General features: G+C 32.3%; 9 protein-coding genes. 8 read left to right on the top strand and 1 reads right to left on the bottom strand.

The window, feature by feature from the left end; translation table 11 throughout:
* The first annotated feature begins 64 nt into the window (after positions 1-64).
* A complete protein-coding gene (locus FHR24_RS09065) occupies positions 65-1,333 on the top strand; it encodes a hypothetical protein (RefSeq protein ID WP_167187279.1) in 1,269 nt (422 codons plus the stop codon).
* Positions 1,330-1,851 (top strand): rhomboid family intramembrane serine protease, encoded by a 522-nt coding sequence (locus tag FHR24_RS09060; RefSeq protein WP_167187276.1) that lies wholly within the window; start codon positions 1,330-1,332, stop codon positions 1,849-1,851. The genes FHR24_RS09065 and FHR24_RS09060 overlap by 4 nt, the downstream gene beginning before the upstream one ends.
* Positions 1,852-1,930: 79 nt before the next feature.
* Here FHR24_RS09060 and FHR24_RS09055 read toward each other — a convergent pair whose 3' ends face one another.
* Complete coding sequence (locus FHR24_RS09055) at positions 1,931-2,938, bottom strand: LacI family DNA-binding transcriptional regulator (RefSeq protein WP_167187273.1); 1,008 nt, start codon at positions 2,936-2,938, stop codon at positions 1,931-1,933.
* Between the two features lie 184 nt (positions 2,939-3,122).
* Here FHR24_RS09055 and FHR24_RS09050 point away from each other — a divergent pair, with 184 nt between their 5' ends.
* The 6 genes from FHR24_RS09050 to FHR24_RS09025 all read left to right on the top strand — a co-directional run bounded on the left by FHR24_RS09050 (position 3,123) and on the right by FHR24_RS09025 (position 12,880).
* Positions 3,123-5,402, top strand: coding sequence for an FAD-dependent oxidoreductase (locus tag FHR24_RS09050; protein ID WP_167187270.1), 2,280 nt, complete (start codon positions 3,123-3,125; stop codon positions 5,400-5,402).
* Between the two features lie 16 nt (positions 5,403-5,418).
* Complete coding sequence (locus FHR24_RS09045; protein WP_167187267.1) at positions 5,419-7,077, top strand: sodium:solute symporter family protein; 1,659 nt, start codon at positions 5,419-5,421, stop codon at positions 7,075-7,077.
* A gap of 10 nt (positions 7,078-7,087) precedes the next feature.
* Positions 7,088-8,368: a glycoside hydrolase family 117 protein gene (locus FHR24_RS09040; protein WP_167187264.1), complete on the top strand. Its 1,281-nt coding sequence runs from the start codon at positions 7,088-7,090 to the stop codon at positions 8,366-8,368.
* Between the two features lie 54 nt (positions 8,369-8,422).
* The gene (locus FHR24_RS09035; protein WP_167187260.1) at positions 8,423-8,641 is read left to right on the top strand and encodes a TM2 domain-containing protein; all 219 of its coding nucleotides are present in this window, start codon (positions 8,423-8,425) and stop codon (positions 8,639-8,641) included.
* A gap of 115 nt (positions 8,642-8,756) precedes the next feature.
* Positions 8,757-10,343, top strand: coding sequence for a peptide chain release factor 3 (locus FHR24_RS09030; protein ID WP_167187257.1), 1,587 nt, complete (start codon positions 8,757-8,759; stop codon positions 10,341-10,343).
* 1,601 nt (positions 10,344-11,944) lie between these two features.
* Entirely contained in the window at positions 11,945-12,880 is a 936-nt protein-coding gene (locus FHR24_RS09025; protein ID WP_167188292.1) for a peptidylprolyl isomerase, read from the top strand.
* Positions 12,881-12,970 lie beyond the last annotated feature (90 nt).

Genomic DNA, 12,970 nt, shown 5'->3' with positions numbered 1-12,970 from the left:
AACACTTATAGATCTTCAAATAAGCTAAAAAATAAATTCTTTAATTTAGTAAGAAAATTACACCTTGAAGAAAGAAGAACTATTATCAACAATTTTAGCAAGCTTAGAAAATGGAAATGAGAATGTACTGCTACATATTCAAGACAAAAAAATTCAAATAGACTGTATAATATCTGATTTTAAAAATTACTTTGGCTTTAGCTTTGACCATTGTGATTTCACAATTAAAAACCTTTCTTTCAACATATTAAACAACACTTCTAAAAACAAAAGCATATCATTTAACAGCTGTAAATTTGATACTTCTTTTTTTTTAGAACTCTCTAACTTAAATCAAGTTAATATTAGTGACTGTTCTGTTAAAAACAATAATTACAAAACTATTACCATTGAAGACTCTAATGTAGATTATTTAACTATTCAGCATAATCCAAACAACAAAATTGAAGCTCCAAACTATCATTTTGAAAAAGTAAATTTACATTCTTTATTAATAAAAAATATTGACTCTAAAAACTCTATTAGATTCACTAAACCCAATAATATAATAGAAAGACAGTTACAAATAGATAATTGTAGTTTTGAGTCTATTTCCTTATTTGATATAACTTTAAATGGTAGAGGAATAATTAAAAACGTTGTAAAAACTAATTCTTTCTACGCTCATAATTTAACAATAAACAAAACAATTAATATAAATAATAATAAGTTTAAAAAAATGACTTTCGATGATTGTTTTTTTTACGGAAATACATCAATGCAAGATAATCATGTTGATAAAATTGAATTAAAAGATACTTTTTTCTCATTACCTCCATTTTTAGACAACCTACAAACTAACATTTCTAATTATAACGCTAATGATATTAAAACCGTCAGAACGATAAAACAACAATTACAAAAAACGGAGAATAGAATTGACTACGATAAATTTAGAAGTTATGAATTAGAGCTCTATAAAAAAGAATTACAATCAACTAAAAAATGGTGGAATGGTGATTTACTAATTCTAAAATTAAATAGCCTTTTCTCTAACCATGGAACTAGCTGGGGCAAAGCATTAAAAATGACTTTACTTTTCGCTTTTGGTTTTTATAGTATTTTATACTTTGTTAAAAATTGGCAAAATGAATTTGATATCATCAATGGATTTAATCATTTTACCTCTGGTTATTTTAAATTTATGTTGGTCACTAACTTTTATGATCCATTGTCAGAAAAAAGAGAGTTTTTAAGTCGTTTTGTAGAGTGGATTCCATTCATTTTTGGGAAAGTTTTTATTGGTTATGGTTTGTATGAAACCATTCAGGCTTTTAGAAAATACCGTAAATGATTCCTAACAATTACATTCTTTATTTTATTGTGGGTATTTACTTGGTCTATTTTATTGGACTTATTATACCTATACGCAAATATGGAATTATCCCCAGAAAACAAAAAGGATTGATAGGAATTGTAACCGCTCCGTTACTACACAGCAGTTGGAAACACTTGGTGTCTAACACGGTTCCAATACTCGTTTTGTTGTTTACCTTACATTATTCTTATCCTACAATAGCAATAAAAGTAATTGCTATTGTACTTTTTTTAGGTGGATTCTTAGTTTGGCTCTTAGGTAGAAATGCCAATCATATGGGTGCTAGTGGACTTATTTACGGATTGGCCACATTTATAATTGTAAACGGATTTTTAAGCAATACCTTACAACCTTTGTTGGTTTCTGTAATTGTTCTTATTCTGTATGGTGGATTGCTTTGGGGAATTTTTCCATCATCCAAAAAAAACACTTCTTGGGAAGGTCATTTGTTATATGCTATTGCGGGTGTTTTTGCTGTTTATTATTTTAAATAATCAGAATTTTAAACATTCCTAACCCTAAAAAAACTTCTCGACTACGCTAGAAGATTTAATAAAATATTAGAAATTAGAACTAATGCGTAACCGATGATTCTCTAACATTTAAACGTCCGTTTAACACAATGGTTTGTGGCACAAACATTCCTTTATTCTCCAATTGTTCTATCAATAAATTAGCAGCGGTAATCCCTATATCTTTGGTAGGTTGCTCAACGGTTGTTAAAGTAGGATGAATGTGTTCTGCCAATCTAGACTCTGTAAAACCTACAATAGCAACATCTTTAGGAATGTTATACCCATACTCTTTAAAAACTCGCATGGCACCAATAGCACAATGGTCATTTGCTGCAAAAATAGCTCTAGGCACTTGGTTATTTTCAATCATTTGTCTTGCAGCCTTTGCACCTTCTTCCATAGAAAAACCACAAGGAATTATTTTCCCAACGTCTCTTCTGTGTTTTCTGTGTGCTTTTTCAAAACCCATAATTCTATTTAAAGACAGTCTCATGTGTTTGGGACCACTTAAATAAACAATATCTTCATAACCTTGCAATATTAAATGTTCGGTGGCAAAAAATGCCCATTTAAAATCATCAAAAACTACTTTACATGCATCTAATTTATCTGCTACTCTATTAAAAAATACGATGGGCATTTTATCATCTAACAACTCTTTGTACTTTTCAATATTGTCATCTTCTCTAATTAAAGAAACAATCAAACCATCTACCATATTGTCTAATAGAGTTTCTAAATTTTTTAATTCTGTTTCCGATGAATCATTAGACTGCATAATTAGTACTTGATACCCTTTATCTATCAATACTTTTTGTGCTTCCATAATTACATCAGGAAAATAACTGTTTACAAACTCCGGAACAATAATTCCAATATTGTAAGAACGTTGTTGTATCAATTTTCTAGCAATAGGATTGGGTCTGTACCCCAACTCTTTTGCCGTTTTTATAATTAACTCTTTGGTTTCTTCTTTAATATCGTATTTGTTATTAAAAGCTCTAGAAACCGTAGATACTGATACGTTTAATTTTTTAGCAACATCTTTTATGGTAGTTCTCTTCATGTTTCAATATTAAACATTCGGAAATTAATAGTCAAGTTTCGGAAACGTTATCGGTAAATAAAAGAACATCGGAAACGTTTCCGATGTTCTTTTTTAGTACTTCAAGCACATCAATCTAAAAAAATGTAGGAATTTAGAAGTACACAAATAGAAAACTAACCAAATAGCCAAGAAAAGCAACTATATGTTAATTGAAAATTATACAACACAAACAAGACCCAATAGAGAAACTACAATCAATTCTGATTTTACCATTATTGGTGGAGGAATTGCAGGAGTTTGTGCCGCTATTACCGCAGCAAGAAAAGGAACTAAAACCGTTTTAATTCAAGACAGACCTGTTTTAGGAGGAAATGCATCATCAGAAGTGCGCTTGTGGATTTTAGGAGCTACATCTCACATGGGAAACAACAATCGTTGGTCTAGAGAAGGTGGTGTAATGGATGAAATTTTGGTAGAAAACATGTACCGAAATAAAGAAGGAAATGCCGTTGTTTTTGATACCATTCTTTTAGAAAAAGTATTGGAAGAAAAAAATATTACCCTTTTATTAAACACTGCAGTTTACGATATTTCTAAAAAAAACGATACTAATATTGAGTCTGTAAAAGCTTTTAACAGTCAAAACTCTATTAGTTACACCGTTAAATCACCTTTGTTTTGTGATGCTTCTGGTGATGGTATTGTCGCCTTTAAAGCGGGGGCAGCTTTTAGAATGGGTGCCGAAAAAAGAGAAGAATTTGGAGAATTATTTGCTCCTGACGATTCTTATGGGGAACTACTAGGACACTCTATGTATTTTTATAGCAAAAGAGAAGATTTTCCTGTAGATTACACAGCTCCTTCTTTTGCCTTAAAAGATATTACCGAAATCCCTAGATACAAGGCCATTGGTAAAGATGACAAAGGATGTCGTTTTTGGTGGTTTGAATATGGAGGTAGAAAAGATACCATTCACGACACCGAAGAAATTAAACAAGAATTGTGGAAAGTAATTTATGGTGTTTGGGATTATATTAAAAACTCTGGAGAGTTTAAGGATGTAGAAAACCACACTTTAGAATGGGTAGGAACCATTCCTGGAAAAAGAGAAAGTAGACGTTTTGAAGGTTTGTATATGATAAAACAACAAGATGTTATAGAACAAAAAAACTTTGATGATGCAATTGCACATGGTGGTTGGGCTATAGATTTACACCCAGCTGATGGAGTTTATAGTAAATTGTCGGGCTGTACACAATGGCACTCTAAAGGAGTATACCAAATTCCGTATAGAACTTTGGTTAGCAAAGATATAGACAATTTATTTTTAGCAGGTAGAATTATTAGTGCTACACACGTGGCTTTTGGATCAACAAGAGTAATGGCTACCAACGGATTAACTGCACAAGCTGTAGGTATGGCCGCTGCTATTTGTCACGAAAAAACAGCGTTGCCTAAAGATCTTTTAGAAAAAAAGAATCTTTCTTATTTACAGAATGAATTAAACATTACAGGACAATCTATTCCTGACTTTCCTATTATTAAAGAAAGTAACTTAGTAAGTACTGCTTCTATTTCTGCTTCATCTACATTAGCCTTGTCAGAAATTCCTTTTAACGGAGAATGGATGAGTTTAAAACTAGCTGCCGCTCAACTACTACCTTTAAAAGCAAATGTAAATTATACCTTTAAAGTATTGGCAAATGTTACAGAAGATACCGTATTAACTGTTGAGTTGCGTAGTTCTAAAAAAACTAAAAACTATACTCCTGATGTTATTTTAGAAAGTAAAAAAATATCCTTGAAAAAAGGAGAACAAAATATTGAAATTTCTTTTTCAAAATCTGTTTCCGAAGATCAATATGCTTTTGTTACTTTTTTAGCAAATGAAAGTATTAGCCTTAAGAATAGTGAATTTAGAAGTACCGGAATTATTTCGGTTTTTAACGGAGTAAACAAAGCAGTTTCTAACAACGGTAAACAAACTCCACCAGAAAACTTAGGAGTAGACACTTTTGAATTTTGGACTCCACACCGTAGACCAGAAGGAAGAAATATTGCTATGGAAATTTCTCCTGCTATTAGCTCTTTTGATACTTCTAATATTGGGAATGGATACGTAAGACCTTGGGGACAAGCCAATGCTTGGACAGCAAATTTATCAGATCAAAAACCTGAATTAAAAATTGAATGGGATACTGAAAAAACAATTTCAGAAATTAAACTATTTTTAGATACAGATTACGACCACCCAATGGAATCTACCTTATATGGACATCCTGAGGCTGTTGTTCCTTTTTGTGTACGTAACTATGTTATAAAAAATAATAATGGTGAGGTACTTTTTACTCAAAAAGACAATCATCAAACAATTAATACCATCAAATTAGAAACACCAATTAAGACAACAGGAATTGTTATAGAACTAGAAAAGCCTTTAGAAAATGTTCCTACATCTATTTTTGAAATTTTTTGTAAATAATTATTAAATAAATACTATGAGTACTATAGATATTGGAGTTATTATCCTTTTTTCCATACTTGTTTTTGTCTGTGGATTAAGCTTTTCCAAATCAGGAAAAAACATGAAATCTTACTTTGCTGCTGGTGGTGGTTTACCTTGGTGGATGAGTGGATTGTCTTTGTTTATGAGTTTCTTTTCTGCAGGTACTTTTGTGGTTTGGGGAGCTATTGCATACAGTAGTGGTTGGGTTGCCGTAACCATACAATGGACCATGTGTATTGCAGGTATTATTATTGCATTTTTTATTGCTCCAAAATGGCAAAAAACAAAAGCATTAACCGCAGCAGAATACATTACAAGTAGATTAGGTTATAAAACTCAAAAAGTTTACACCTATTTATTTTTAGTTATTTCAATTTTTACCACAGGTACTTATCTGTATCCTGTTGCTAAAATTGTAGAGGTTTCTACCAACATTCCTATTTCTACCAGTATTATCTTTTTAGGAGTTATTATTCTAATTTACACCGCTGTTGGAGGCTTGTGGGCAGTTATTGTTACCGATATTCTACAATTTGTTGTACTTACTGCAGCTGTATTAATTGTAGTTCCTTTAGCCTTAGACAAAGTAGGTGGTATTGATGGATTTATTAGCAAAGCACCTGACAACTATTTTAATTTGGTAAATGCTGAATATTCTTGGGAGTTTATGGTCGCTTTCGGACTGTACAATCTCTTTTTTATAGCAGGTCACTGGGGATATATACAAAGATATACCTCTGTATCTTCTCCAAAAGAGGCAAAAAAAGTAGGATTGGTCTTTGCTGGTTTGTATACATTAAGTCCTGTTATTTGGATGTTGCCTCCTATGATTTATAAAGTCTTGAATCCTGAATTGGGAGCTTTGGCTGATGAAGGAGCTTATTTATTAATTTGTAAAGAAGTTCTACCAATTGGTATGTTAGGATTAATGTTAGGAGGAATGGTTTTTGCCACTTCTAGTTCTGTAAACACTACTTTAAACATATCAGCTGGAGTATTTACCAACGATATTTACAAACATCTAAACCCTAATACTAGTGATTCTAAATTGGTGAAAATAGGAAAAACAACCACTATTGTTTTAGGAATCATCACCATAATAATTGCCTTATTAGTCCCTATGATGGGAGGAATTGTATCCGTAGTATTAACCTTAGCTGCCTTAACAGGTGGTGCTATGTTTTTACCTCCGTTATGGTCCTTATTCTCTAAACAACAAACAGGTAAAAGTGTTATTGTAGTAACGATAACCTCTTTAGCCATCAACTTATTTTTCAAATTTGTATCTCCAGAATTGTTTGATATTTCTTTAAGTAGAGCTAACGAAATGATTTTAGGAGTAAGTGGTCCAATTTTATTATTGGCCATATATGAAATCTATGCAAAAGCTAAAAACTTAGAGCCTACCCAATATAATCAGTATATAGAAAAATTGGCCGCTAAACCTATTTCTAATGATACAGAGGATTCTAAATCTCAAAATTTAAAAGGTGTAAAAGTAATTGGTATTGGAGTTTTATGTACCGGACTTATTATTTTAGGACTTACTTTTTTTAGCGAGACTCAATCAATTATTATCAATGCAATAGGATCATTAGTCTTATTTGGAGGAGCTTTTATAGTGTACAAATCATCAAAAACAAAAAGTTAAAATTCAACATATGAAATCAATATCTATATTAAAAAAATTAGGTCTAGGTTTAATACTAATAGCACTAACAATTTCTTGTGGAGCTAGTAAAGAACAAAATACAACCACTCAAGAACATAAGGTTTTCCCTTATAAATTACCTACAGAAAAGCCAGATATGCCCTTAAGTGCATCGGCAGAACGCATGTTTGATTATCCTGCTCCTAGAGCTCAAGACAACGAATTATTTTCACAATTTAAATACACCAAATTAAAAGGTTTTGATTACAACGGTGGTGATGGAACCATTTCTAGAAGAGACCCTACTAGACCTATAAAAGTAAATGACACTTATTATGTTTGGTACACAAAACGTCATACAAAAGTCCGTCCTATTGGTTGGAACAATGCTGCCAAAGCTACAGATGAAATTCCATCTACAGATTGGGATTTGGCAGAGGTTTGGTACGCTACTAGTAAAGATGGATTTAATTGGAAAGAGCAAGGATTTGCTATTAAAAGACCCGAAAAACCAAAATCTGGATGGAGATCTGTTTGTACTCCAGAAATTTTAATTTGGAAAGGAAAATACTACTTGTACTATCAAGCTTTTGATGAGCCTAGTGGATTAAGAGGTGATTTATGTCCAGTATCAATTTCATATGCAGATTCACCAAGTGGACCTTGGACACATGGTGGTGATGCTGTTATTCCTTTTGGAAAAGAAGGAGAATGGGATCACAAAGCAACACACGACCCTTTTCCTATTGTACACAACGGAAAGATTTATGTGTATTACAAATCGGCTTACAACAAGTGGCCAGACAACAGAAAAAACTATGCAGTAGGACATGGATTAGCTATGGCTGATGATCCTTTAGGACCTTATACAAAACATCCTTTAAACCCAGTTTCTACCTCTGGTCACGAAACTACATACTTTCCTTACAAAAAAGGAATTGCTGCTATTTATTACAAAGACGGTAACGAAAGAGAAACGGTACAGTATGCTGAAGATGGAGTAAACTTTAAAGTGGCTTCTAAAATTTCTTTAGTGCCTATTGCTGCAGGTCCTTATACTCCAGATGCTTTTACAGACACCAAAGATGGTAGAGGAATTACTTGGGGATTTTCTCACTTTATCAATGCTGGAACTAACGGAAAAAGATATTCTATTATTGCCAGATTTGATTGTGATTTAAGTTTAGATTATGATGAGCCAGGTTTTAAACAAACAGGTGTTTGGCACAAACCAGAAGTTTATTTTAAACAAGGATTGGGTAAATTAAGACATCATCCTGAAGGACGATAATTGTATCAAAACACCTCTCTTAAAATATTTTTATACTTTTGAAAAAAAATTACAATGGAAATAATTAAAAGTGAAAAAGATTTTACAGCGACTATTCTACTATGTTTCTTTTTAGGAGGTTTAGGAATTCATCGTTTTTATGTAGGAAAAGTAGGTACAGGAATTTTACAATTAATCACCTTTGGAGGATTAGGTATTTGGGCTTTGGTTGATTTTATCAGAATAATTTTAGGAAATTTTAAGGACAAACAAGGATATTACATCAAAAACTAATTCCTTTTTAAACAGGACATAAAACGCTCTTCACTAAAGTACTTTTCTTTGGTAAGAGCGTTTTTTTATGACCTTATAAAATGTATCTTTGCCATCCGCAATTTAATTCAACAAGATGGCATTTATAGACGAAATTAAACGTAGAAGAACCTTTGGTATTATCTCTCACCCCGATGCAGGTAAAACTACTTTAACAGAAAAATTATTATTGTTTGGTGGAGCTATTAGTGAAGCTGGAGCCGTAAAAAACAACAAAGTAAAAAAAGGAGCAACTTCCGATTTTATGGAAATCGAACGTCAACGTGGTATTTCTGTAGCTACGTCTGTATTGGCATTTATTTATAAAGATCGAAAAATAAACATCTTAGATACACCGGGTCACAAAGATTTTGCTGAAGATACATTTAGGACTTTAACAGCTGTTGATAGTGTTATTGTGGTTATTGATGTTGCGAAAGGTGTAGAACCTCAAACTGAAAAATTAGTAGAAGTTTGTAGAATGCGTAAAATACCGATCATTGTTTTTATCAACAAATTAGACCGTGAAGGTAAAGATGCTTTTGATTTATTAGATGAAGTAGAACAAAAATTAGGATTAACTACTACTCCACTTTCTTTTCCTATTGGAATGGGTTACGATTTTAAAGGGATCTACAATATTTGGGAAAAGAAGATTAATCTTTTTGATGGAGATAAAAAACAAAAAATAAGTAAAGGAGTTGAATTTACAGATATTAACGTTCCTGAATTGGATCAATTAATTGGAGAAAAAGCAGCAAACACTTTACGAGAAGATATAGAAATGGTAGAAGGAGTGTATCCTCCATTTGATCAACAAGATTATTTAAACGGAGACTTACAACCTGTATTCTTTGGTTCTGCATTAAACAATTTTGGAGTAAAAGAATTGTTAGATTGTTTTATAGAAATTGCTCCTACTCCACAACCTAAAGAAGCAGAAGAAAGAATAATAGATTCTAAAGAAAATAAATTAACCGGATTTGTATTTAAAATTCATGCCAACATGGACCCTAAGCACAGAGACCGTTTGGCATTTATAAAAATTGTATCTGGTACTTTTAAACGTAACGTGCCTTATTTACATGTTCGTAATGGTAAAAAAATGAAGTTTTCTAGTCCCAATGCCTTTTTTGCAGAGAAAAAAGAGATTGTAGATGAATCTTTTCCAGGAGATATTGTAGGATTGCATGATACTGGAAACTTTAAAATTGGAGATACTTTAACCGAAGGTGAAATCATCAACTTTAAAGGAATTCCTAGTTTTTCTCCGGAACATTTCCGTTATGTAAACAATGCAGATCCTTTAAAGTCTAAACAATTATACAAAGGATTAGACCAGTTAATGGACGAAGGTGTGGCACAATTATTTACTTTAGAATTAAACGGACGTAAGGTTATTGGAACCGTTGGAGCCTTACAATACGAAGTAATTCAGTACCGTTTAGAACACGAATATGGAGCTAAATGTACTTACGAAAACTTAAACATGCACAAAGTATGTTGGGTACAACCTACAAATAACAAAGAAGAATTTGCCGAATTTAAACGAGTAAAACAGCGTTATTTAGCAAAAGACAAACAAGGTCAGTTAGTGTTTTTAGCAGATTCTGCTTTTACCATACAAATGACACAAGATAAATATCCGTCAGTTAAACTTCACTTTACTAGTGAATTTAAATAAGATATAAAATGTATAAACTGTTTTTCTGGCTTTTATGCTTTATTACTTTTCTAACATTTGGACAGGAAAACAGTTCTTCTAATTTTGGTTTTTATAATTCAAACAATCACATACGTTTAAATTATATACCTGTTGCAATGCCTATTCAACAGCATAATAATTTAAAAACAACTATGGGATTGGCAGGACTACATTACTTAGTTCCTATTCATAAAAACATATATGGAGGCCTTAACATGCATGCGGCTTTATTTGGAGATCAAGGAGGATTATTTACATTAGGACTCGCTTTGGGCTATCAACAAAAAATATTTTCTAATTTGTTTTTAGATGGTAATATAAATTTTGGTGGTGGTGGTGGTTACAGAAATTTGATCAACAAAGGAGCTTATATAAATCCTAACATTGGATTTTTATATCATTTCCCTAAATTTAACATTGGTTTACAATACAGCCATTTTAATTTTTACACAGGGAGTATTAAAAGTAATTCTGCTTCTATTTTTGCAGAAATCCCCATTAATGTTCGGGTGGGTAATTATAAAAAAGCCCATCAACAATTTAGACCTAATGCAAACTCTCCGTGGTATAGAGCATTTCATAAAAACGGATTTGTTTTACGTACAGATCAATTTATTGCTATCGGAAACTCTCGTAAAGATGCAGCAAATCAATTTGAATTAATTGACAATACGTTGTATTTATTAGGTTTTGAATATCAAAGATATATAACGTCTAACACTTTTGCCTTTGTACATACAGATGCTATTTATAAGGGTTTAACAGCTGGTTTTATGGATTTGTTTGGTGGTATTGGTTACGAACCTATACAAACCAAACATTTTAATGTATTTACAAAAATTGCTTTTGGGGCTGCAGGAGGTAGAATAAAGGAAGAAGGTGGAGCTACTTTGTACCCCAGTTTTGGATTGGAATACAAATTAAACAAAACCATTTCTTTACAAGGTCATGGCGGTTATTTAAGAGCTATTGATGGAGATTTTGAAGCCTATACCTTAGGTGCAGGTTTAAAAATTAATACTTATACGGGTGGTTTTTATAATTTGGAAAACAACAAAAGAGCTTATCAACTAAAAAGTAACGGAATTAGATTTAGTGCACAGCATCAAACCTATTTTGATATACACAGACACCAAAGAGAACCTATAGATTTACACTTATTAGCACTACAGTTAAACTATGATATTAACAAATTTTTATATGTAACAGGACAGGCTTCTTTTGCTTATGAAGCTACCTATAATGGAACTGATAAAAAAAGTGAATTAGGAGCAGGTGGTTATGCCGATGGAATGGTTGGATTCGGATTCTATTCTCCTATATTTGCAAAAGAAAAAATACAGTTTTTCACCGAGTTCTTAGTAGGAGCTGGTGGAGGTGCTGGAATTGATACAAAAGAAGGAATTATTGCCAAAGCAAAAGTTGGAGCGTATTACCATATAAACAATACATTCTCTATAATGGCTTCTGCAGGTAAGGTAACATCACCTTCAACAAGTATCAACTCAAACAATGTAAACATCGGATTTAGTGTGAATTTTTCATCACTAAAATCCATCTTTAAAATAAATAAAAAAGAGATGAACAACGGATTGTACGCAAAATTTAACACCTCTAAAGGTGCTATTTTAGTAAACTTAGAATTTGAAAAAACTCCTGGAACGGTAGGTAACTTTGTTGCTTTGGCAGAAGGAAACATGGAAAACGAGGCAAAACCACAAGGAACTCCTTATTATGATGGATTAAAATTCCACCGTGTAATTGCAGATTTTATGATTCAAGGAGGATGTCCTCAAGGAACTGGAACAGGAAACCCTGGTTATAGTTTTGACGATGAAATTGTAGCAGAATTAAAGCATGATACTCCTGGAAAATTATCTATGGCAAACGCAGGACCAGGAACTAATGGTTCTCAGTTTTTTATTACACATGCAGCTACTCCATGGTTAGATGGTAAACACACTGTTTTTGGAAGCGTTATTGAAGGTCAAGATATTGTTGATGCTATTGAGCAAGGTGATGAGATTGAGACTTTAGAAATTATTGCAGTAGGTGAAACGGCTGAAAAATTTAAAGCAATTGAAGCATTTAGAACTTTTGAAGGTTCTAGAGAAGCGAACTTAAAAGCACAAGCAGAAGCTCGTGAATTAGAATTAGAAAAATTAGCTGCTGGATATGAAAAAACAGCTAGCGGATTAAGGTATAAAATAATTCAGTCTGGAAACTCTGGTAAAAAAGCTACCAAAGGACAACAAGTATCAGTACACTACAAAGGGCAATTGGCTGATGGAACTGTATTTGATTCTTCTTATGAAAGAAAGCAACCTATTGATTTTGCCATTGGAGTTGGTCAAGTTATTTCTGGATGGGATGAAGGAATTCAATTATTAGAAGTTGGAGACAAAGCTCGTTTGGTAATTCCATCTGATTTAGGATATGGTTCTAGGGGTGCTGGAGGAGTAATTCCACCAGATGCTACATTAATATTTGATGTAGAATTGGTAAACGTAAAATAATTTACCCTACATTTTTAACATTTAAAACCCTTTGTTTATTCAAAGGGTTTTCTTTTTTAAGAACATAAAAAAAGGGTTTATCATTAAAAT

Origin of the sequence: Wenyingzhuangia heitensis, from assembly GCF_011762155.1 — a bacterium.
Taxonomy (GTDB): domain Bacteria; phylum Bacteroidota; class Bacteroidia; order Flavobacteriales; family Flavobacteriaceae; genus Wenyingzhuangia; species Wenyingzhuangia heitensis.
The sequence above is the reverse complement of the archived record's forward strand: the minus strand, read 5'-3'. Positions and strand labels throughout refer to the sequence as shown.

What these genes read in the sequence shown, in the direction of transcription:
- FHR24_RS09060 (WP_167187276.1), top strand. Translation starts at nt 1,330, where the DNA reads ATGATTCCTAACAATTACATTCTTTATTTTATTGTGGGTATTTACTTG.
- FHR24_RS09055 (WP_167187273.1), bottom strand. Translation starts at nt 2,938, where the DNA reads ATGAAGAGAACTACCATAAAAGATGTTGCTAAAAAATTAAACGTATCA.
- FHR24_RS09050 (WP_167187270.1), top strand. Translation starts at nt 3,123, where the DNA reads ATGTTAATTGAAAATTATACAACACAAACAAGACCCAATAGAGAAACT.
- FHR24_RS09045 (WP_167187267.1), top strand. Translation starts at nt 5,419, where the DNA reads ATGAGTACTATAGATATTGGAGTTATTATCCTTTTTTCCATACTTGTT.
- FHR24_RS09040 (WP_167187264.1), top strand. Translation starts at nt 7,088, where the DNA reads ATGAAATCAATATCTATATTAAAAAAATTAGGTCTAGGTTTAATACTA.
- FHR24_RS09035 (WP_167187260.1), top strand. Translation starts at nt 8,423, where the DNA reads ATGGAAATAATTAAAAGTGAAAAAGATTTTACAGCGACTATTCTACTA.
- FHR24_RS09030 (WP_167187257.1), top strand. Translation starts at nt 8,757, where the DNA reads ATGGCATTTATAGACGAAATTAAACGTAGAAGAACCTTTGGTATTATC.
- FHR24_RS09025 (WP_167188292.1), top strand. Translation starts at nt 11,945, where the DNA reads ATGAACAACGGATTGTACGCAAAATTTAACACCTCTAAAGGTGCTATT.